The organism is Dictyobacter alpinus (assembly GCF_003967575.1).
GTDB classification, from domain to species: domain Bacteria; phylum Chloroflexota; class Ktedonobacteria; order Ktedonobacterales; family Ktedonobacteraceae; genus Dictyobacter; species Dictyobacter alpinus.
Genome location: NZ_BIFT01000002.1, coordinates 285,061 through 307,816 on the forward strand (window position 1 = coordinate 285,061; position 22,756 = coordinate 307,816).

Consider the following 22,756-nt stretch of genomic DNA (forward strand, 5'->3'; position numbering starts at 1 on the left):
TCATTACATCAGCCTTTTTCTGGTATGCAGTCTTCTTCTGCAAAGTTTCATTCCCTTTTCCTTATAGGTGGGCTTCCTTTTTTTGTGTTGCATTGCTAGATGTGCTTAGGCCCTCTTTTGTGCAGGCAAGATCTTGCTCTCTGTGATAATATTCTGAGTCTCAGGAGTACTGGGACTATGGGGAAGAAGGGCACTTTGTTCAATACTATGTTTCTTGCCGCACTATGTGAAGGCTTTTTTGATACCGTGTTTCTGCTTGACGTTCTACAATATCTTCTATTTGACTCTGCAAACTTTGGGTCATAGAAAGCTCCTGTTGTAAAAAGTGTGTTGCTTCATGAGACCACCCGCGCGTTCGTCAGAATGGCATTAGGAATGTTATCAACTGCACATATTTGTCTGTCTGTAGACCTTGTTCAATGGCAAGCTCCAAAGCCATACAAAGATTGCTGTACTCTTGCTCAATCTGGGCATAGTTTTCTGAATTATTTTGTAACCATGATACAACACGATCTATAAAACATTGCTTAACGTTTTTTTGCTCATGCTCTTCCTGATGTAAGGTGCTTCGAGCATAGTCAGCAATAGCTGGATGAAGAGTGTATCGTCCATTTTCATGTACTTCAATTAAGCCAATGTCTAACAACTCATTGAATTCCTCCCCACCATTGGATATCAGAACGTTAACTAATTCCTGTGAAAAGCTATTAGGTTTAGCAGGTATAATCGCGAGATACTTCAGTGCTTCTCGAGCTTGGGAAGAGAGTTGCTGAACACTTATGGAAATGATAGTTTCAAGAGAGATAAAGCGTTCTGGTGGCAAACTTGGATGGTGTTCAACAAGCGACTGCGGTTCGCTGAGTTGCAAGCGTGCTGAAACGTCTTGAAGACGTTGAAGAGAAGCTTGTATTCTCTCTAAATCTTCAGATTGATCAGAAGCAAAGAGGGATTTACCAATAAGAGTAAGTGCAAGAGGTAAACCACCCACCTCTTGCACTAGAGACTCAATTGCTTGAGGTTTCCACTCGGCCAGATGGGAAAGAAAACGAGCCAAAAGTGTCGTCCCCTCGATCTTCTCTAGTTCAGGAACGTGGAAAGTGTTCTGCTCACCTAGTTGAGCGGCGAGGCGAGGCAAGCGTGTTGTAACAAGATAGGTACAATTGACCCCGCCAACTTGAAGAGTCTGAAAATCCTCTAAATGCCAGATGTCATCTAGGACAAATAATAGTTTACGAGAACCGATGTGAGCTCGTAGACATTTGGCAAGAGATGGAAGATCGGCACACTCTTTCATCTCTTGCTCAGGAATTTGGAGAAGATTTCCCCAATGGAAGAGCTGTTCAAAAAGGTGAGGGTTAAGACCAACTCCAGCCCAGAGCACGCCTCCAGAGAAAATCTCTTGGACCGATGAAACCTCGGTCAGGGCTAATGCGAGAGCTGTCTTACCCACACCAGGTAAGCCATATAAAGTTACAGTTGACGAAAAAATTTCCGAACTGAGACGGTCAGCTAGCAAATTAAGGAGTGCGTCACGCCCAACAAGCCCCAAAGCTGGAAAACTTTGAGATGGAATAAATGGATCAGAAATATGCGATTGCTCTGAATCTGTTTGTAGAAGAATTCCAAGAGCATAAGCATCCTTCTCAAATAATGCACAAAGCTTTTCCCGAAAATGCGGTGAAGGTAAGAAAATACCCCTTTCCCATTGACTAATCGAGAGAGGGCTTGTTTCTATAAGCCCAGCAACTTTAGATTGAGACCAACCGCGTTGGTCTCTTTCAAAGCGTAAAGAATTGTTGTGAACCACAAAAAATTCTCCTTTCAGCTTCTTTCCTGGTCCCAAAATTCCTATCCAAATAGTATATAAATACAACGAATAGATCTCTATAATTTCAAAAACATTATATACAATAATTTCAAGTATATATATAAATATTTTGCTATTTTTGGTGTATTTTTTATAAATTAAGTATCGAACAAAACAATTTTAAGTAAATGAGTAATAAAAATAAAAAGTCTTCTTAATTAAGCACGAGAGAAGCAACTCATTTTTTCTTATCTCTCTAAAGGTCACCTTGTCCAAGGCTATAGTGCTTATACGATTGCAAAATAAAGTAAGTGACATTATTAGTCATTCTTGCATCTTGACTGTAGAAAGAGCAAGAGCGCTTATTGAACCGGGCAAAGCGGTAAATTTATGAAGTGTATAGAGAATGAGCCTCCTAGCACCCCGACTATAGCAAGTTTCCTAAATGCATCTAGATGAAATGAGCAAGCAATTAGTCGTAAACAACCAATTTATGAAACCGCTAAAGTTTGGAGAATAGCATGCCCATGAATACGGAGAGAGTTCATAACCTGTTTCCGATTTGTTAACCCTTGATAAACAGATGAGGAGGCGCGAAGAAGTGTTCAGCAGATTAAAAGAGATGAATCAGGCTTGTTGAGAATCATCTTTAGGCAGAAAGGTGTATTTAGTAATGATTAATTTAAATACCCATACGACTAGCTTCTTGATAAATCCTTTGTGCCTAAAAAAGCAAAGCGTTTATATCTTCTGGGAATCTATTGCATATAGAAGGACTGTAATTGGAGGACTATGACGAATGTTGAACGATTAGCTTTGAGCTACCATTGTTAAACCGCTTTCTTTCAACACCCGAACAGGTTCAGTAACAGATACTGGCCCAACAAAAAGAGCGTAACCGAGCCCAGGTTACGCTTGATTAGCAATTTACAGCAGATGTTACTTGTATTACATTGCAACTGCCGTGTCAATTTTTCATAGAAAGCAGGTCTTTCAACCAAATAATTTTTAAGATAGCCGTTATAGAAAGGTTACTATTGACCTACTAATTTGTACTACTTTTCAGGAAATTACTGTTTTTTTAGTTACATTCTTCCATATATCTAATCGTGAATTATAGGTGAAGAACGTTATGAACGTAGAATATCCCAGTGAGCTAACTGAAGCATAGGTACAGAAGTATGCTCTCTGTTCTCTTCTGACCCTTTGTTCACTGCGATGACTGATTGGGGCATGACAACATGGTGTGCAAAGAAATCAGAACTTGCAATCAGGGCGTCAATACGTGAACCTGGAGCAAGATGTTGTGTTTGCGCTGCTGCCAGATAGCTTCGAGATTGCTGCCAGATAGTCCACAACAGTTGTTCCTCTTGTATTGTTGCATGAGCAATGTTCAAGCCTAATTCAGAGGCATCTTGACGGGTAATCGCATACGAATGGTCATGGTATCCCCTCAATAAAGTTTGCATGATATGTTGCACCGTTTCTTCCGAAGCAGCAGGCAAATGGATCTGCAATAGTTCCTGCGCAACCTGTTCTAATAGCTGATCTGCTCGAAAAAAACCAGCGAGCGAGGGAGGAAAGATGCGTTGACAGAGCAATTGTAATAGCTCTAACCCATCCGCTTTACTCTCTATTTGGAACCATTGCTCAGCCATAAGGCGAAATGCACGAATATCTTCGGAGGAGAGTCGAGCAGAGGTATTAGAAACGGACATAGTAGCACTCATAATCTGAGGATCGATCGGACTTAACTCGGCAAGAGGATGCATAACAATTGAATCGGCCCCTAAGCATAGAAGAGTCCCAGCAGATCGTGCTTTATATGGAAGAAGCATGTATAGATGAGATGACAATGACCGTAATAGATGTACCATTTTGCGACTTGCAACAACATCTCCCCCATAAGTGTTGAGAACAATATCAAGAGGATCATTTCGATCTCTCTTTCGAAGACACTCATACATTATAACAACGTCTTCATCATTCAATGCTTTGGGGAAAGGGGGCTGATCTTCTCCAAAGTAAATAATCACTTGGTTGCCCCGTAACGTCTCTATCTTGGTTAGAGCATCGAGCAAGCTTGTCGGTATGTAATGGACAGAGTGTTGATGTTCGGGAGAAGTATTTTGTTGACTATTATACATATGTGTCACAAACTTTCCTTATGAAAACAAAGAAACTGTTATTAAACATCAATCTCAGTAAAGTGCTTCGTTGATTTCATTCTATTTGTATGCTCCTTCTCTTCTTCAAAGACGGCATCTTCATCTCTACGTATTTCTTCCATTGAAGCATATTCTTGACTTTGAAGTTGGAAAAGATTAGCATATTGCCCTTGCTGAGCCATTAATTGCTCATGGGATCCCTGCTCAATCACGGTTCCTTGCTCAAGTAGCACAATGTGATCAGCTCGTCGCACAGTGGAAAAGTGATGCGAGATAAAAATGATTGTTTGTCTCTTTTCCTTCTGCTCTTCTAATAAATTTTTGAAGAATTGCTGCTCGCGCAGAATATCAAGTGCAGCACCTGGTTCATCTAACACTAGTACAGGAGCTTTTCGCATCATAACACGTGATAGTGCTAAGAGCTGGCGTTGTCCCCCAGAGAATTCATGCCCGCGTTCTATCCAACGCCCTAGCAACGTTTGATACTTCTCAGGAAGTGCTTCTACAATCGGAGCGAAACCACTTTTATATGCAGCCTGTTCAATCTGATATTGATTTTCTATTTCAGACACACTCCCTACACCAATATTCTCTAGTACTTCAAGATGATAAACTGCATAATCCTGGAAAATGACACTTAAGTAACTGCGCAACTCAGCACGATTAAGTGTTTCGATATCTTTGCCATCCAGAAGAATTTGCCCTTGGGTGGGCTTATATAAACCAGCTAAAAGCTTCACTACTGTAGTCTTCCCCGCTCCATTCTCCCCTACAAGTGCTATGATTTCTCCAGGTTTAATAAAAAAGTTGAGATGATTTAAAACTGGAGTTGCACTATCAGGATAAGCGAATGATACATCACGAAATTCAATACTCGGAGCTGAAAGGGTTGACGGATTCGAGGTCGTAACATCTTGAACAGGCTCTACTGTTGGAGAAAGAGCCAGAAAATCAAAGAGATTTGTTAAAAAGAGCGTATTTTCATATAACTGTGCGCTGGTCAAAATCAGTGCAGAGAACCCACCATCTAACTGACCAATTGCTTGTGTATACAAAGTAAATGAACCAAGCGTAACCAGTCGCTGAACTGCTTGCCATATAACAAAAGCTAAAAGAGCTGGACGTACCAGAGATAGAAGAGGTTCTACTATCATAGTCAGGAAAAGGTGCTTCCGCAGTAATTGACGATCTTGTTGGTAGACTTCATTCTGTAGCCGTCGATATCTCTTGAGAAAATAATCACGAAGATTAAAGAGACGGATCTCTTTTGCATAGAAATCTGTGGTCAAAAGCGAGCTTATATATTGCGTTTTTCTCATTGCTGGCGTTTGGCGAAGAGTAAGAGAGACACGATCTTGACCCATTCGTGCAATAATCCAATAGTGTAGGAATGAGATACTTATGACAAGTAGCAGAATCCAAAAATGCCAGCGTGCAATGATAACGGTCACAGATATTAAAGTGATACTAGTCGTGAGTAATGTCAACAACAATGTGACAATAGTAATTGGTCTATATGAGGCCTCATTTAAGGCCAGGGTAAGACGATTGCTCAATACCGGGTTTTCAAAAAAGGATAGATCGAGCGAGGAGGCTTTCTCAGCAATTTTAAGAGAAATGAGGTTAGTCACTTGTTTACGATATAAAGTTTCGATTGTTGTACGCGTGCTTGCCATCACTTGATTGAGGGCACCAGAACCAGCCAGAATGAACAGCAGAATAAGTATTGGAAAGGGGAATGAAGTACTGGAAGCGGAACGTTGCTGAAAAGCAAAAGAGACAATTTCATCAATGAGCTTTGCATTTACAATTAGCGTGAGTGCTGGTATTGCTCCAGTTACCAGCGATAGAACAAGCAGCAGGACAAAAAGTAGGGCGTTTGCTTGCCACAGGATGAGAAAGAGCTGTCGAATAATAGAAAGATGGCGTGTTACTGATTGAAAACTATGCATAATTGTCTCCACTTCAATGTCGTCTGCTGCTCATGTATTGAGACAGTAATTTGTCGAGAAGGTATGGCTCTCTCATTGGGAATGGAAGAAAGAGATTTTATACGCTCAGCCATTAGCTCCACGAATTAAACACTCAGCCAAAGCTTCTTTCATCTTAAGTTCAGGAACGGCTTCCTCAACCCATAACCACTGACCGTTCGGATTTGTCTCTAAGAATACGTACTCACCTTCTGGGGTCAGGATAAGATCTGATGTACTAAAGTTTAACCCGTAATTTTTGGTTAAATGGATACATTTTTCAGCAATATCCACTGGAAGTGTATGTTTTTGAATACGGGTTGGTACCTCGTAATGACGCCAGTCATATTTGGTTCGTTCATTCTCTTGAGAATGAATTTCAGCAGTAAACACCTCATCACCAATCACAGTGACACGCAATTCAACTTGTTTAGGAATGTACTCTTGGAAAAGGCATGGCGTTGTCCGAACTTGTTCGAAAAAGGTCATATGATCTTTTGTAATTGGTGTTGCATAGATGGACTTGGGTACGTCACTATTTGGTTGTGGATTCACGAGTGTCTTATAAATGATGCTCTCGTTACAGGCCTCAAAAAAAGCTTGAGCTTGATCCGGGTCCATTGTAATTAACGTCTGTGGCACTCGCAAACCTAATTCGGCAGCTTGTTTCAGTTGACGGGGCTTATTAGATGCTAATCGAATAGACGGTGGGAAGCTCATCCAGTAACAGTCGAGTGAATACCATACTCCTTTAAGCGCATGATCAAGTTCTTCTCGTACAAATCTCTTCTGGTCTTGAGGTAGTTCCGAAGATACTACATATGCCCCTGGACGTCGCCACCAGATCGAGCGAATTTCCTCTAAAAATATTCTCCTTTTCTTTGTCTGAAGATATCCATGCCAATACTGTCCGTCAAAATTAATTTCAACACTGGCATTCAGTGGAAAATCAGCTGTATGCAAACGTATTGGATTATGCCCAAGCGAGCGCAAATACCCAAGTAAAATATCAGTATGAGGCTCGAACTCTTCTGCCACAATGAGTATGTTTTGTTTCATTTGTATCTCCTAAAAGGTAGGAAGAATGAAGAATCTGTGCTATTCTACAAAAGATAAAGAGGAAAAATACTGGCTAAGACTTTCTTCACGAAAAGCTTCTTTTTCTATTTGCCTCCTAATCTTGAATATCTTCTTTAATCTAAACAGGAAACACGATCACTAATTATTGACAGACGATGGCGAGCCTCAAAACCGAATATACTCATATTCGATATAAAAAACACACCTTGGTTTATGACGAACCCGTTGCTATCAACAAATCTACGTGAGTCCAGTTAAAAAAGATATAACTAATGTATTTACCATCTAAATCATATCTCGTTCTAAAGGGTAGAGGTAAGGAGTTTGAGAAGTAAAAGTTTCTACTTCTCAAACTCCGTATGATTCCAATTTTTCTACTTATTGAAGTTTAGACAAGCAGAGCTTGCGAGCATGTGTGTTCTCCGTTACCCAATAAGGAAAACCGGTTCCCATTGCTCACTTTCGCTGACCACTCAGCCTCTGTTTTGACTTTGCACTTGCCTTTTAGAACCGCAGGATAGCGTGGAGCAGGCCATGAGTGAAATACCTGTGTGCATCCAAGCGGATTTCCTTGCGATTGGCACGTCCGAATCTATGTTCCTACCTGCCTCAAAATTGCAGGCATACTCCGACGAACCTGCCGAGAGGTCAATGGACGCCGAGTAGTTTCCCAGAGACGATCGGGTAACTCCCCAAGGTGACGAGCCATTAGAAGTTGATGCATCGTCACCGCCACCGACAACCTCCACCACTCAAATTGCTTGCGTTTGAGCTGAATGAAGCCAGGGCTGCCTTTTTTTCTGTTTTATCTAAACGTCAATACTTAAAAAAACATTAGAATCAGTCATAATCAGGATCAGAATCGGTATCAGTATCAGGATCACTATCAGTATCAGGATCACTATCACTATCACTATCGTTCTGAGAACACATAGTGCTAGTGCCAGTGCCAGTGCCAGAACTAGTGAAAGTGCCAGTGCCAGAACCAGTGAAAGAGCTAGTTCCCAATGCGCTTACACCGTCAGCGCTCACCCATATTTCTTGCTCCTCATCATAACCACCAGTGACATCAAAACGTGACATCTCTTCTAAAAAATTGAAACCAAACGCGTTCTTCATGAAATGCTCCTTTGTAACAATACACGTTCTTTGCTAAGAATAACCCACAAAACAAGAGAAGGTGAAAACATTCATGACATGTCCATGCTTATGGTAACTCATCCACCTAATATGACACATAGAACGTGTTTGTGAGTGCCATTCATAGGTTGTTGAATAACCTATGGTAAGTATGCAATCAGATACATCTAAAATCCATATAATATATAGGACAGCTTGTTATAAGTTACTCATAAAAATACTTGTGATTATTGTGGAAAATATTTTGTGATTTGCCAAACGTTTTAGCCGCCTCGGACAAGATATGGATCTTGTCCGTTTTGACGCATATCTACGACCAGTAGCCCGTCAATTTCTATGAAAATGAGCAGAATTTTCGAGAAGTGGACCACAAGACATTTTATGGTTCAAAGAAAGCGCCACAAACACAGATATGTGTCAAAACGAGAACTGCCTCTATTTTGCCAGAGATGTGGAGCAAGGTTAGAGCCGGTTGGTGGACATTATATATGCCGCTGGCGAGGACAAAGAGATTGTCGAATCACAACATATTTTTCATGGTCAGCATGGTGAGCTACGTCAACGTTATCACCAGGGTCAGGAGGATCAGTTGGGTGTGCCAGGTCTTATGGTCAATATGATTGTTTTGTGGAACGCCTGGTACGTACAAGATGCGTTGGAGGGACTGCGCAACAGTGGGCAAGAGGTTCGGCCAGAGGATGTAGAGCGGCTTGCTCCACGTCGTTTCCAGCATATCAATGTCCACCGCACCTATCATTTCGTGCTTCTAGAGAGCGTGGCTCAATGTCACCACCGACCCTTTCGCCCTCTAACATCTTTTTCTGAGGAGCTTTACTAATATTTTGTTGGGAAAAGCTTAGTCCTTTTAAACTGTTTTGCTATTCCAACTTTCTATTCCAACCGTGGGCAAACCCCGATTATTGCCGGAATTGCTGGTTTCCTTATGGCTATCGGCGTCACGATTTGACTCTGGCAACCAACATTGACCAAGAATGGTCAATTCGCCCAGTTTTCACTTCTGGGGCAAACTGCTCTTATTGCCAAAATTCTTTCACCGCTGTTCACAGGAGGATGGCTCCAGGTGCTGCATTCATATGGCGAGGACATTCTCATGTTCTAAAAGCCTTCTCATACAATGAGCAAAAGAAACAGATGAGAACAAGACAGCCCGCATCTCCATCTCTCCGCAATAATACGGTGACGTAAAACAGGAAAAGAAGCTGATACCTTCCTTGACAAACCGTCGAATTGATGCTAATTTGTTACTTATAAGTAACAAATTAGCATCAATTCGACGGAGGAGTGGTCTATGAATGCACCAACACGTATTTATCTCAGTCTGAGTCCGCGGATTCGGAAGGCACTTGATCTCTGTGTCGCGCTTGATGGCAGTCCGGCTGCATCATACGCAGCAAATATATTATCAACCGCCTTGATGCATGAGATCGGGAAGAGTCCAGCACTCCAAGAACGATGGACAAAGTTGGAACGAGATGCACTCCAGCGAGGATCCTGGGATTTCTCTTCCCTCGATGGAATCGCGGCCCCAGTCACATCAACGCCGCTGGAATTGCTTGAGCGCAAATTATTTCTCGTAGGATCTCATCCTCAACACTATCTCCATGGAGTGACCGTGGAGAGTACTCAACCACTCAAAAAAAGCGTCTTTCTGCGCTCAAATGAACAAGGTGGCGAAGGGTTTGCTACCTTGATGCTGAAAATTGACGCGGAGCCGTATGCAGGAAAACGCATCCAGTTCTCAGCGTTAGTAAAAGCGGAGGAGATTGAAGGATGGTCTGGACTCTGGATGCGGATTGATGGTCCCCAGGTCGATTCTCTTGATCACGATAATATGCAAGATCGCCCGATTCAAGGGACCGTTGATTGGCAACGGTATCAGGTCGTTTTGGATGTACCAGAAGAGAGCCTGGATATTGCCTTTGGCCTCTTATTGCAAGGGAGAGGACAGGTGTGGCTACAAGATGCTTCGATCATTGAAGTAGAAGAAGAGATCGCTGTGACATCTCATAAAGAACAAAAAGTCTCCAATTAAGCTCCACGTCTCCTTGGGGCGGAAACGTCACCACACCTGCCAATATCTATTACGGATGTTCCACTGAATGCTGTTCTGGAGATGCATTCAACTGCTCAACCACTAAGGCAGTTGCAGCATCTCCAATCAGTGATTGAAGCTCGGTATGAAGTAGGCTCATATGCTCCATGCGAGCAGTAATAAATGCATGCTGTGAGGTCCCCGAGGCTAAGCCATACAAACCATTCTGAGCTGCTTCATATTCAGCTTTGATTTGATTGAGCAACCGTGTCACTTCGCTCTCAGGTGTAGGAAACGTACTCACTAATCTTCCTTCTCAACTCATAGCACTACAAATTTAAGTGCATTACAACCAACGCACATTACTATTGAGAATACCAGACAGCGCTCCGACTAAACTCCATCCGAGAAGCCTGCTTCTGATTTCATACTCCTTAGCTGCTCCTATGAGGACATTTCCATCTTCGTTGATGTGGATGGTGGTTTGTAATGGAATCATCTCATGGGAAAACGACTTCTACTCCCTGTGCATCTACACAGGAAGGATACCCGCCCAGCAGCCCATTAGGACCGGGAACATGGGTACTTTGTATAACAACTGACATACCCAAGCATAATCAGGTGAACATCCACCTGTTCTCGTGGCACATTGAGGATGCCCGCAACTACGTACGTGAGATCTGGTACAGTTGGGCTGATAACAAATGCTTTACTAAAGGTGAAGGGAGATCCTGATCTATCCAGAGGTATATTCCATCATCGCATAATGTATAATAATTCACAGAAAATCCTTATTACCACGATGAAGGGTACAAGCAATGACTTCTTTATCCCCACAGTTATCCGATGCATTCTTGCAAAAACTTGTTGCCGATATCGACGATGAAACGGTAACAGCGATCATTCTTCATGGAAGTTATGCACGTGGAGATGCGAGGCCTCCGTATAGTGATATTGACATTGTAAGAATTACAAGAGAGACTCCTGAACGGCGCCAACAGAAACAATTCATCTGGTATGATGGCTATCTCCTCAACCTTTCCAGTCGTCCGCTTTCTATTTATAAAGAGTGGCTCCGTATTCCACAGGAGGCTATCTTTCGATTATCAACTATACGAGATGCTCACATTCTGCTTGATAGGGAGGGAGTTTTTCATGCCTTCCAGCAAGAAATCTCTCACTGGGCATGGAGCTCTCTTCAGGCAGATGCAGATGTGTATGCGAGTAGACTACTCACCGAGTTATCTGAAGTTATTCTCAGAACATTGGGAGCTATTTACAGAGGCGATACAACTATGCTTGTCGAACGCATCTGTGTTCATATTCTTCCAACGGTGATGGAAGCTGTTGGTGTGCAAAAGGGAATTCTTGCGAGAGGGGATCACTATCTTCAGCAAGTTCAAGAAGCAATAGGACTTGAATCAGCCTGGACACAGTACTATATGCAAGCAGCGGGCGTATCCTCTTCCTCTCTTTCCATCGAACAACGAGGAATTGCGGCCATTCATCTCTATCAGGAAACGGTGTCCAGTTTGGCGTCCCATATTCAGCCAGAACATCGACAAACCATTGAAACATTACTCCATATGGTTGATCATACGCTGCAGAAAAAGATCTCTTAGCTCATGGATACGCATCTCTGTTGGCCAAACATCTTTCATCTGCTGAAAAACAGCAAAGGATTCTTGAAAGCGTTTACGACTACCAATTGCTGTGGATGCTTCTACAGCTGTCTCAATATAGGCACATGCTTGCTCTAAATCGCCTACAGCCATCAAAGCCCTCGCCTGATAATTGAGGAATTCGACCCGAATTCGCTCAGGTATTTGCTCCGTAGGTCCCATTGTTGGGATCTGCTGAAGTATATTATGTGCCTTCAGTGGCTGGCCAAGTTCAAGATGATTTAAACCATCCCATAAAATCAGGGTGTGATAGCTAGCATTAATTGTGCGAAGATATCCAGGTTCATTTTGTTTATCTTCGGGATATTTTTCATATGCTAGCCCCATAAATTGATGAGCTTCTTCTTCGTGTTGTAACTGTGCATAAACACCTGATAATGCTGAATAAATACATGCTTGCAAACGCGGAGAAACATGCTTCAGATGAGGAAGGGCTCGTTGATACGTCTGTAAAACGTTTTTGGGAAGTGCTAAATAATCGAACGTCACAGCAAGCTGCCGAAGAGCTGCAACGTGTAACTCCACATCTTGAGCACATTCTGCGTACCATATTGCTCTTTCACTACAACTCTGTCGAGATTGAAGATCACTATGATGCCCTACCAATGACGCAGCTAATACGTAGACTTGAGAAGTAATCGCTGCTGCAATTTTCTGATAGGGTGACTGAACTTGAGCAAGCGTTTCAACTTGAGGAAGATACGACCACAGCACACGTTCGGCCGTCTTCAATTCATTCCCTTCGCTGAGACTTCGACATGTCTCAGTTAATTGTGAAAAATCATTCAAGGTCTCTGTAGAAATTTTTTGTAAAGAATGTCGCTTGACAGTTGCAGATGTTGAAGGAGAAAAGCTACACGATACATTCATATTCACGGAGGACTGGGGAGAAAAAGCAGTTGCACCCACCCAACCAACGATTTGTTGAAGCATAGCGCGACGAGATGTATTCAAGGGAAATGCTCCATCTAAAACATGAGATATCTCTAAGGTATCTTGAACAGCAAGAGGAAAAGGAAAAGCCAATATGTGCTGCTGACTCTGTTTACCCCGCTCTGAAAAGGCCACTGACCCATACTGAATTTGTTTGGTCCTGCAATACTCAGCAATATCTTTCGTGCGTTCGTCAGGCTGATCATCATCTTCTTGTAAGAAATCACATAGCTGGTCATAATACTCAACCGCCTCTTGATATCGTTCTTGTTGACTGAGTACTTGCATCAACAAGCGTAAGGCATCTTCATCCTTTGGGTATTGCTGCCAATACGTGCGCAGCACAAGAAGTGATTCAGAAGCTCCTGCTGTCCCATACCGAGCGACATACAAACGGGCCAGAGCATGGATTGTCTGACGATAATAGCCCTCAACCTCCTTCCGCCGCTGCACAGCCCAATCAACATAGCGATCATCAGGCAGGAATGAACCACGCTTGCCAAGCGCATAGGCACGTTCCCAGAACGGCTGGGCATCATCTCCAAACCGTTCCATACGAGCAGCCTGCTCCACATTCCATGCCTGAGCATCGGTATCGAGCCACAACTGGGAGGCCTCGGCAAGTTGATAGATCATACCATTCTCTTTCCCTCCACGGAAAGAACGTAACAGACTTTCACCAGTGACCGGATGGCAAACCATTTTACGCAATACAGAAAAAATATTTTCCAACCGATGGGTTGCGGCATTACGTCCACCCTCAGGCCAGAATTGCTCCATAATCCAGTCTCGATGCGCTCGTCGCTGTGGCTGACATAGGAGTAATTTGAGCAACGAGAACGCTGCTGCATGATCTCTTCCTCCACGAGATAGATCAGGTCTGGAAAGGGCTTCGCCTGTCACAGGATCCATCCACTCAATCGTACATATACCATAGAGCCAGATACGTACTATTGGAGAGCCTGTTCTGTCGCGTTCCTGCATCTCATACTGTACCTCAGCCATAGCTCATTCTCCCCCACAAACATATATTCTTTCCTAAAACATTTCTCTCATAGTATAGCAGTTGAATGCTCTGTAGAGATACATTTTCTACAGAAATACTACGCAGTATTGTTCCCCCCAACCTCCTGTTAGACGAAGAAAACAAGGGGCATCCTCCTCCCTTGCTCCCCATATCAGGGTATATGAGCAAGAGACAGCTCTTCTGAATCAGAAGCTGCCTCTTGTGAAGATCCCGCAAAAAGGAGGGAGATGTGCTTAGAATTCAGTTGCTCGTACTTCAACCATTCCTTTTCCGAGGATCGTTTCTAAAGATGCGGTGAGCGTCTGGCTATAACCGAGCGTGTTATTGTCTGGCGTCAAAAGCGCCTGCCATTCATGGTCGGAGACGATAATGTCATAATGATCACGCCCTGGATGCTGCTGGATACAGTGCTTCAGTTTATGTACCTTGATCAGGTCATTCGAAACGGAAAGCTCATCTTCTCCACTTAAAAGCATATGCAACCAGAGGTGATAACGTTTGCGGTTCATCTCTTCTTCGACTGCCTGGAGTTCTGAAACTGTGTTGCAAAGGATATTCGGCTCATCGTGGCGAATCTGCACTTCGCCACGAATGATGACCACAGCATTTTCTTCCCATATCGCGCTGCTCTCCGCATACACACGTGGAAAGACGGTCACACCCATTGAGCCGGTCATATCTTCTAACTGGACCACACACATCGCATCGCCTTTTTTTGTGGTAATCTTGCGTACTTCTTTAATCAAGCCACCCAGGACAACCTTGTGTCGATCTAATTCAGCGCTGATTTCTCCAGAGGTATGCGTGACCACATCGTTCAACATCTCTGTCAGATACGCGAGAGGATGATGAGATAGATAGACACCCAACACGTCCTTCTCCCAGCTCAACAGGTGCTTCCGCGAGATGCCTGGATAACGTTCACTCAGTTGAAAATCAAAGGTCTCAGTACCTGTCTCGATAGTATCAAACAAGCTGACTAATCCTTGTAGTCGTGCCATACGTTCATGCTTCCCAAAGAGCAACGCCCGTTCTATCGATCCTAAGAGCTTCGGACGATTACTCGCTGCCAAACCATCCATCGCCCCAGCTTTAATAAGTGTCTCAATGACTCCTTTGCCAACCCAGCGCGGATCAACCCGTGTACAGAAATCCCCAAGAGAGGTGAAAGGTCCGCCATCTGTACGAGCACGCACCATTTCGAGAATCGGGCCTTCCCCAACGCCTTTGATAGCGAGCATCCCAAAGCGTACTGCCCCCTGCTCAATGCGAAATCCCATTTCACTTTTATTGACGTCAGGCCCAAAAATCTCAACCCCTAACCGTTTGCACTCCAGCACGGCATTGGCGATCTTTTTGGCGTCGTCGGACACGGCGGTCAAGGTCGCTGCCATAAATTCAGCTGTGTAGTTGGCTTTGAGATAGGCACAATAAAAAGCAACAACCGCATAACTGGCTGCATGAGGCTTGTTAAAACCATATCCTCCAAACGGCTCAATCAGCGTAAAGAGTCGTTCAGCATTATCTGGTGGAATCCCATTCGAGATACACCCACAAATAAAATCACTGCGATAACCGGCCACCTCTTCCATCTTCTTCTTGCTCAGGGCCTTGCGAAACTTATGCGCTTTCCCCCAGGAAAAACCAGCGATATTCACGGCAATAAATAAAACCTGATCCTGATAAACAATAATGCCATAGGATTCGTCAAGCCAGGTGGCCAGACGAGGGTCGAGATAAGAGACCTTCTTGCGTCCATGTTTCGCATCAATAAAATCCGGGATGCTCTCCATCGGTCCGGGACGATAGAGAGCCACCATCGCCATAATATCTTCAATCCGGTTGGGGACCAGTTGCTTAATATACTCACGCATCTTGGCACCTTCAAGTTGAAAGATCCCGGTCGTCTCCCCGGCCGCAAGCAGGGCAAACGCCCTGGCTCGACGTGTGTTTTGCCCCTCGTCACCAGGGACCTCTTCAAGTGGAATGCGTTCTAATACGACCTCTTCCTGACGTTCAGCTCGCACAAAGGCAATGGTATTGTCCAGAATCGTCAGGTTGACCAAGCCAAGAAAGTCAAATTTGATCAGCCCCAATTCCTCCAAATGAAGCTGTTCATACTGGACCACGCGCCCCTGAGTAGGATCTTTAGTATCCTTCAAACGAAGTGGGACAAAGGCTTCTAACGGTGCATGCCCAACCACGACGCCAGCAGCATGCACCCCTGTCGAGCGAACACTTCCTTCCAATTTTAGCGCCTGCTTGAGGATCTCCTGAGCCTGCTCATGGTGTTGAGAGAGGTGCTGTAGTTCTGGCACCTCATCAATGGCTCCCTGCAAGGTCACATTGGGTCCAGTAGGAATCAAACGGCTGATCCGATCTCCGACTTCTTGCAATGCAAGCACACGTGCGACATCTTTCACAGCATTCTTTGCCCCCATGGTATTGAAGGTTACCAGTTGAGCAACACACTCAGGCCCATATTTCACACTCATATAGGCAATCACCTCCTCGCGGCGATTGTCCTGAAAATCCATATCAATATCGGGCATGTCTTCGCGTTCAGGCGTAAAGAAGCGTTCAAATGGCAATTGATAACGTAACGGATCAACATTGGTAATTCTCAGCACATAGGCAAGTAAACAGCCAGCAGCCGAACCTCTGGCCGAACAACGAATTCCACGCGAACGCGCATAATTGACAAAATCCCATTCAATTAAAAAATAATCGACAAAGCCTTTCTGAGCAATGACACGAAACTCATAGTCGAGTTGCCGCTGTACCGGCTCAGTCATTTCTCCAAACTGTTCTTTCACCCCTTGCAAACATAAGGCATACAGATAGTCATCAGGAGAGGCGTACTCTGGTGGAATGGGATAAAAATGCGGCAGGCGCGCTTTCGAACACAGTGGATCCACAACACACTGCTCAGCAATACGAACCGTATTACAGAGAGCCTCTGGCAGTTCTGCAAATAACTCGAACATCTGCTGGGGGCTACGCAAAAAGAATTCGGCGCTTTCAAACTGAAAATGTTTGGGGTTCGAGAGCGTATTTTGCGTCTGCACACACAACAAAATTTCATGCGTATGGGCATCCTGCTCATCAACGTAATGCAAATCATTGGTTGCTATGAGTGGAACACCCAATTCTTTATGCATCCGATAGAGTTGTTTATTGACCAGTTCCTGCTCGGGATACCCTTGATGGACCTGAAGCTCTAAGTAATAGTTGTCTGGTCCCAGGACATCGCGATACCACCGCACAACCTGACAGGCCTCTTCATACCGTTCTTTCAATAAGAGCTGCGGCACCTCACCACCGAGACAAGTCGAGGTGGCAATAATACCCTCGCTATACCGAGCTAACACTGTTTTATCCATGCGAGGTTTATTGGAGCGTAGTCCCTCAGTATTAGCAATAGTCACTAAGCGCAACAGATTCTGATATCCCGTGGTATTTTTCGCTAGCAAGAGGAGGTGAGAGTAATCATGTTGTCCCGCTGGAAGTCGTTTATGCTCATGAATATGTTCTACCAGGTAGCCTTCAACCCCAAGCACTGGATGCACACCTTCAGCCCGGCACACTTTATAAAAATCTAATACGCCATACATCGTGCCATGATCAGTGATCGCCAGATGGGACATCCCCAATTCTTTCGAGCGTTTTGCCAACTTCTTGACACGACTCAAACCGTCGAGCAACGAATACTCGGTATGGACATGCAAATGGGCAAACTCAATGGCACTACTTCTCATATTTTTCTCTTTCCTCTTCTTCAAAACACACTATCCGTAGAGTCAGCTAGAGCCGCTATAATTAGAATATATGTTCTCATCATAACACAACAAAAAATCCTTTGTGGCGCTCCTCCGAGCACAAAAGAGCCAAACAGATGATCACCCAGGCGGGCGTCGTGTGGTTGCTTCCAACACGTGCCGCCAGAGATCATACACGACTTGCTCCTGTTTGCGATCAATCCCAAGCAAGCGATTCAGATGCAGATGGGCCAGACTTCCAAGAATATGCTCAGGATCATTCCAGAGAGCGTTCTGTGCTGCGAGCATGTGGATGTGTGTCATGAGGTGCACAGCCATCGACGCTTGCAAGGCACACAGCGAAAGGATAGTCTGCCGCTGGGACATAAGGGACTCATTGTGTTCATCCTCATAACGCCATGGAAAAAGAAGCGTGCTCAGTTGCTTACGATGGGCAGCGAATACCTCCTTCGAGGCATACTTGTGCGTATGTGCCTGGGCATGCCTGAGTCTCGCAGAAAGATCATATCCCCAGGAACAAAAAAGCTGATCCAGGGTCATGACTGCCACCACCAAAGGGTGATAGGTCACATGTTTGGTGTACTGTAATGCCACAAGTTCGCTCACCATATCACTATTTGATGAAAAGAAGCGCTCAATATCTCCAATCAACGCTGGGCCACCATACCGCTCAATTTCACGCTCATAGGGAACAACGTGCACATTGGTCACAGTGCCAGCATGAACAAGCTGATGAGCCCAGGAAAGAACCAGCTTCAACACCGTTTCCTTGGCATCAGGGATCCTGGCATGAAAACGCAGGCGCAGGTGAGGATCTGGATCAGCATACCTGAGATAAAACCATTCATCACACAGGTTTGCGTCACGGACATGCTTCACAATCTCACGCAATGGACCTGTAATCAACTCATCTTGAAAAAGGGGAGCAATGTAGATTTTCAGATACATCCAATCCTCACCAGGAAGAAAGCTTCGTTCTTCCGTCGAGACAACCGAGGGATACAGAGCATGCTGAACCTGAGCTGCTCCAGACGTCATAGAGCAAGAAGCCCGAAGCACAAGAGGCATCACCATCTCAGCTATATAGGGCGCTTGTTGCACATCCCGACAGATGAGGTGGTCAAAATCAGGAAGCATCTCTTGTAAACAGATGGACGTTCCCGGCTGCGCATGCTTCAATTCCGACCATAATTCCTGAACCAGGAGAGGATGCTCAAGATCTAACAGCAGTCGCTGATCAAGGGTTGTCAGATATACATAGCGAGGAACCTGCCAACGCTTCCTCCACTGCTGAAGTCCCATAAACCAACGGACCTCTTCATTCCCTTTTCCCTCTGGCTGAATATCCCTCAAGCGCACATGCCATTGTGCCAGGCTCAAGACGATTTTTTTATAGACGACCCGTGGTAAAAAAGGAGCCGTACGCATCATCCCCCAATCGAACGGCTCAGGATGGGGCGAACCATCCTCAGCAATCTCCAATAAAAATCGGCAAATATTGGGCGCATAACGGACATTGAGCATGGTCCGTTGATACACTTTCACCTCTTTGCCCAAACGAAGCGACCGGACATACAACCGATTGTCTCGAACGCCGACCACAAGATCATCAAGAGACAACACAAACTCCTCGGCACGTGATGGCATGGTATTCACTGTGATCTCATAGGGATGCAATGGTGGGCGCAACGCAACATTGGCACCGCGTGCATCAGATGGCAGATAGGTGAGGTCTGCAAACACCACATTTGGAAACAATGCCTCAACCTCACGCGCAGAAGCTTGTAGAGAGGTTACCGCTGACCCGCCGAGCACCTGAGCAAAGCGACCCATCGTTCGTCCACCAGGAACAAGTCCTTGAATGACCAGGGACTCCCAGCTCCCCTGATCGACTTCATTCATAGACGTTGCCTGAACCTGAAAAAAAACGTCAATTTCTGGAGGTGCAGGATGCTCCGGTGAGGGCGCCCATTGCGTGAGCTCCTGAATCATTTCCTCAGTAAGGACAATCTCCATGTGTTGCCTCTTAAGAGCATGCATCAACAGAGCGCACAATTGTTGATCGCGTGTTTGATCTTGCTTCGATGGGATTTCCAGCGCCGGCAATGGATACGATCGGGGAGGTCGTGTGTAGTTTGTAGGCGCACCCAGCCCGCTTTCCGTACTTAACAGGCGCAACAGTGGCACCTCTGCCATCCCATATTTGTGCACAAATGCGGCACGATAGCGCTCCAGTGTCTGAATACCCCGTGGATATATACCCAGACGAAGCAAAACATCTGCCGCCTCCTCCACAGCGGCAGCGACACTGGTATGCAACGATGGGTGTTTCATTGTCAGGGCAGCATCAACCTGTACCAAAGAATGCGGATAATGAGCCACCAGGGCATTCTGGCGAGCAGACAATGCAGAGAGATGGTCCTCCAATGCATTGCACTCGGACAAATCCGCGTGATGAACCGCATTCAGCAACGGTTCTAATGACAGAAGCTCTTCCCTCATATGTTGCGCCCAGCGTGAATGTGGCCATGACTGGAGTTGCTGTAGCACAAATGTAAGTGGCTCGCCACCGGTTAATGGTGGATGCAGCGTACTCATGAGGACATGCGCATCCCAGAGTTGTTTCAGCACGAGATGGATCTGTGACTCAGGCAGGCGAGGAAACGCGTGTGAAAGTGCAGTAACCAGATCAGTATAGCAAAGAGGGTAACGAGCAATCTCAAAAACACGCCGTACAAGGGGAATGGCACGCAGAGAAAGTGTCTCGTTTGCAGTATTTCCTCCCTCATCGACAGAAGAAAGAAGCACACGATTCCCAACCACCTGTGCCGTCGAGTTCACCATCAAACACATCTGCGCCGGTGCATGTGGTTGCTGCTCTCGCTCACGCAAAAATGCAGACAACCACCCGATATCAGGCCGCACATGCACATGACCAAGTGCGTGTTGCTCAAGGGTCAGCTGGGTGGTATCAGTAATTGTTCCCAGCGCCACGCCTGCAAAGAGCCCAAAGGGGGTCGCACGGGTACTCATGCGTACGAGATATCTCATCAGTCGTGAATAGACACGCTTCATTCGTGCAGGCGAGACAGGATCCTGATGGAGACGAAAGAACCCTTGCACCAAATCCTGGCTTGCCAGTGATACCGCCACACGAAAAAAGCTGGAAGTCATCATGAGCAGACGCACCTGTTCATAGCCGTGCTGCACTCCCTCGGCAAATGCCTCATCCTCATTGCCTTCTTCACTGGTCTCACAGAAGATATGCCGAGTTGTCAGTTGAAGAAACACGGCAAGAGAAAACGCTGGCACGCGTACTAAAAACGTTCCGGTAGCGTGATAGAGAGAAGCATCCTGCTTTGATAGACACTGCTGCTTCTGTCCCGTCCTTTTTCTTCCATCATGGAACATTACTGTTCTCCCTTCACAGCTATGAAAGCAACAGAGCACGGTCCCATACTGGTGGGACGTCTGTGATCGCCGCCAGAAGTGCCAGCAAAGTGCCAGCGACGCCCAACAGAAGACCAGGAGAATTTACAGACTGTTCTCGCCGAAATGCATATCTGAACCCAAGCGGAGTATCGCCATGCGCATCCTCAAGGATCTGCTCAACCAGGTGAATGATTTGTGTTTGCGCATCACTGCGACCGGTTTCCTGAAAAAAGTGGGTAAAGATGAGCAACAGTCCAGCCTGACCATGGCACAGGGTCACAGGATCAATCTGACGCGTTTCGGTAGGACGTTGAAGGAGAGCATCTAGGCCCTGAAGAGTACGCTGTTGAAGCGCGCTATCCGACAAGGTATGTCCGGCAATCCATAAACTTCGAAGCACACCCGGAGCTCCATAACACCAGCCAGATCGTGCGGGGGGATGAAACGGATCTGGCTGGTGAGAAAACTGGATCGGGACAACATCCGGCCAGTCTATTCCCCAGGCCGTCTGCACATACTGCTCGGCAAGCCAGGAAGCCAGCGTCTGCATGGCAGTCCATTGTCCATCGATGCGGTACCCGGCCTGCCAGGCCAAAGAAAGAGCCACTAAAGGACCCGGTATCCCATGGGCCAATCCACAGTTAATCACTGGCGCGGTTCGATACCGCCGTTGCGCGGTTGGAAAAAGGGTCGCAGGGACAGCCCATGGGTGATCTTGGTACGTCTGTTCTCCCATCACAAATTGAAGGAGCACATGAAGTAACCGCTCAATAGCCTCCTGAATAATCCCCATATGAACGCCGGTACGTACCAATATGGCGAGGACGCCTGAAACACCAACAAGAAGATCATAGTTGAACAGCCGGTTGCCATCGATCGGGAGCCACCAATCATAGTCAAGCGTCTGCTGAGCCAGACGTTGATCCACATCATGGCGAATCCAGATGAAACGCTCATCCTGCTCACCAAAAAGAGACAGCAACAATGTCATTCCAGCCGTCCCTTTCCCGAGAGTAGGGAGAACCAAAGGATGGGTATGGGTCGCTTTCACGGCCCGGTCAAGGTAGCAATAAGCAACATCCAACCACTGCTGTTCCCGGGTGCCACGCGCAAGAAAGAGATAAAACAAGGCCAGACCTGGAAATCCAGCCATCAGAGAGGTGTCCGTCCAATATAACGGATCCATGTCATGGGTCATTTCGGTAATAACTTCGGGATCAGCTAACTGATCGGCGATCGGCAAGATGACTTGAAAAACGCGCTCACGGAGCGACGGATCAACTGATACGGACTAGGAATATGGGATCACGTATGTTCCTCCTTTTCTCTCAGCGCACCAGCAGCGACCCGAAAGAGCCGCTGCTGATAGAGGGACAAAAGATCAGGAGCGTGATCAGCACGCGTCCGAGCCATCACACGTCGAATCAGTCTTGCAGGTAAGGTAGCCAGATCCTTGATGAACCAATCCATCTGAGAGAGGCTGAGCATGCTCAACAATACGAATGTCCAGATCAATGCGCTCGTGAGCATCCTGTTGCTCAACTTGAGAAGATGCATCCATCCATGTCATGTTTTCCATGTGTAAATTTTCTCCGTCTTTCTAAACAGGTAAGAACAAAACACTATTGTCACAAGCAGAAACGGTGAACGGTCTATGCACAATAAGCATGCTCGTCACATTTCTC

At 45.6% G+C, this 22,756-nt stretch carries 14 protein-coding genes; 3 read left to right on the forward strand and 11 right to left on the reverse strand.

Features of this window, described 5'->3' with window-relative positions; translation table 11 throughout:
* Window positions 1–358: 358 nt before the first annotated feature.
* From EL633_RS23365 to EL633_RS37130, 5 genes are all read right to left on the reverse strand, one after another.
* A complete protein-coding gene (locus EL633_RS23365) occupies window positions 359–1,807 on the reverse strand; it encodes a helix-turn-helix domain-containing protein (protein WP_126629710.1) in 1,449 nt (482 codons plus the stop codon).
* A gap of 1,130 nt (window positions 1,808–2,937) precedes the next feature.
* Window positions 2,938–3,954, reverse strand: coding sequence for an SDH family Clp fold serine proteinase (locus tag EL633_RS23370; RefSeq protein WP_126629711.1), 1,017 nt, complete (start codon window positions 3,952–3,954; stop codon window positions 2,938–2,940).
* Window positions 3,955–3,995: 41 nt separating this feature from the next.
* A complete protein-coding gene (locus EL633_RS23375; protein ID WP_126629712.1) occupies window positions 3,996–5,927 on the reverse strand; it encodes an ABC transporter ATP-binding protein in 1,932 nt (643 codons plus the stop codon).
* Between the two features lie 105 nt (window positions 5,928–6,032).
* Window positions 6,033–7,004, reverse strand: coding sequence for an MvdC/MvdD family ATP grasp protein (locus EL633_RS23380; RefSeq protein WP_126629713.1), 972 nt, complete (start codon window positions 7,002–7,004; stop codon window positions 6,033–6,035).
* Between the two features lie 861 nt (window positions 7,005–7,865).
* A complete protein-coding gene (locus EL633_RS37130; RefSeq protein WP_174845180.1) occupies window positions 7,866–8,144 on the reverse strand; it encodes a hypothetical protein in 279 nt (92 codons plus the stop codon).
* A gap of 496 nt (window positions 8,145–8,640) precedes the next feature.
* On the opposite strand from EL633_RS37130, the gene EL633_RS23390 reads away from it, so the two are divergent.
* The gene (locus tag EL633_RS23390) at window positions 8,641–9,003 is read left to right on the forward strand and encodes a Tn3 family transposase (RefSeq protein ID WP_161982368.1); all 363 of its coding nucleotides are present in this window, start codon (window positions 8,641–8,643) and stop codon (window positions 9,001–9,003) included.
* A gap of 471 nt (window positions 9,004–9,474) precedes the next feature.
* Window positions 9,475–10,218, forward strand: coding sequence for a hypothetical protein (locus tag EL633_RS23395; protein ID WP_126629715.1), 744 nt, complete (start codon window positions 9,475–9,477; stop codon window positions 10,216–10,218).
* 49 nt (window positions 10,219–10,267) lie between these two features.
* Here the strand turns inward: EL633_RS23395 and EL633_RS23400 are convergent, their stop codons facing one another.
* Complete coding sequence (locus tag EL633_RS23400; protein ID WP_126629716.1) at window positions 10,268–10,522, reverse strand: hypothetical protein; 255 nt, start codon at window positions 10,520–10,522, stop codon at window positions 10,268–10,270.
* Between the two features lie 514 nt (window positions 10,523–11,036).
* Between EL633_RS23400 and EL633_RS23405 the strand changes: the two genes are divergently transcribed.
* Window positions 11,037–11,840, forward strand: a complete 804-nt coding sequence (locus EL633_RS23405) for a nucleotidyltransferase domain-containing protein (RefSeq protein ID WP_126629717.1) — start codon at window positions 11,037–11,039, stop codon at window positions 11,838–11,840.
* On the opposite strand, the gene EL633_RS23410 is transcribed toward EL633_RS23405, so the two are convergent.
* From EL633_RS23410 to EL633_RS23430, 5 genes are all read right to left on the reverse strand, one after another.
* Window positions 11,796–13,469, reverse strand: coding sequence for a bacterial transcriptional activator domain-containing protein (locus EL633_RS23410; protein ID WP_161982369.1), 1,674 nt, complete (start codon window positions 13,467–13,469; stop codon window positions 11,796–11,798). The two genes, EL633_RS23405 and EL633_RS23410, sit on opposite strands and share 45 nt — an antisense overlap.
* A gap of 624 nt (window positions 13,470–14,093) precedes the next feature.
* Window positions 14,094–17,618, reverse strand: coding sequence for a DNA polymerase III subunit alpha (dnaE, locus tag EL633_RS23415; RefSeq protein WP_126629719.1), 3,525 nt, complete (start codon window positions 17,616–17,618; stop codon window positions 14,094–14,096).
* A gap of 141 nt (window positions 17,619–17,759) precedes the next feature.
* Window positions 17,760–21,050: a lantibiotic dehydratase gene (locus EL633_RS23420; protein ID WP_126629720.1), complete on the reverse strand. Its 3,291-nt coding sequence runs from the start codon at window positions 21,048–21,050 to the stop codon at window positions 17,760–17,762.
* Window positions 21,051–21,069: 19 nt separating this feature from the next.
* Complete coding sequence (locus tag EL633_RS23425; protein WP_307720628.1) at window positions 21,070–22,269, reverse strand: lanthionine synthetase C family protein; 1,200 nt, start codon at window positions 22,267–22,269, stop codon at window positions 21,070–21,072.
* A gap of 195 nt (window positions 22,270–22,464) precedes the next feature.
* Window positions 22,465–22,650, reverse strand: a complete 186-nt coding sequence (locus tag EL633_RS23430; RefSeq protein WP_126629722.1) for a hypothetical protein — start codon at window positions 22,648–22,650, stop codon at window positions 22,465–22,467.
* Window positions 22,651–22,756 lie beyond the last annotated feature (106 nt).

Bases quoted from the DNA above. Each gene is read 5' to 3' on its own strand.
- EL633_RS23420 (WP_126629720.1), bottom strand. From the start codon at position 21,050: ATGTTCCATGATGGAAGAAAAAGGACGGGACAGAAGCAGCAGTGTCTA.
- EL633_RS23370 (WP_126629711.1), bottom strand. From the start codon at position 3,954: ATGTATAATAGTCAACAAAATACTTCTCCCGAACATCAACACTCTGTC.
- EL633_RS37130 (WP_174845180.1), bottom strand. From the start codon at position 8,144: ATGAAGAACGCGTTTGGTTTCAATTTTTTAGAAGAGATGTCACGTTTT.
- EL633_RS23405 (WP_126629717.1), top strand. From the start codon at position 11,037: ATGACTTCTTTATCCCCACAGTTATCCGATGCATTCTTGCAAAAACTT.
- EL633_RS23375 (WP_126629712.1), bottom strand. From the start codon at position 5,927: ATGCATAGTTTTCAATCAGTAACACGCCATCTTTCTATTATTCGACAG.
- EL633_RS23425 (WP_307720628.1), bottom strand. From the start codon at position 22,269: ATGACCCATGACATGGATCCGTTATATTGGACGGACACCTCTCTGATG.
- EL633_RS23380 (WP_126629713.1), bottom strand. From the start codon at position 7,004: ATGAAACAAAACATACTCATTGTGGCAGAAGAGTTCGAGCCTCATACT.
- EL633_RS23395 (WP_126629715.1), top strand. From the start codon at position 9,475: ATGAATGCACCAACACGTATTTATCTCAGTCTGAGTCCGCGGATTCGG.
- EL633_RS23430 (WP_126629722.1), bottom strand. From the start codon at position 22,650: ATGGAAAACATGACATGGATGGATGCATCTTCTCAAGTTGAGCAACAG.
- dnaE (WP_126629719.1), bottom strand. From the start codon at position 17,618: ATGAGAAGTAGTGCCATTGAGTTTGCCCATTTGCATGTCCATACCGAG.
- EL633_RS23410 (WP_161982369.1), bottom strand. From the start codon at position 13,469: ATGATCTATCAACTTGCCGAGGCCTCCCAGTTGTGGCTCGATACCGAT.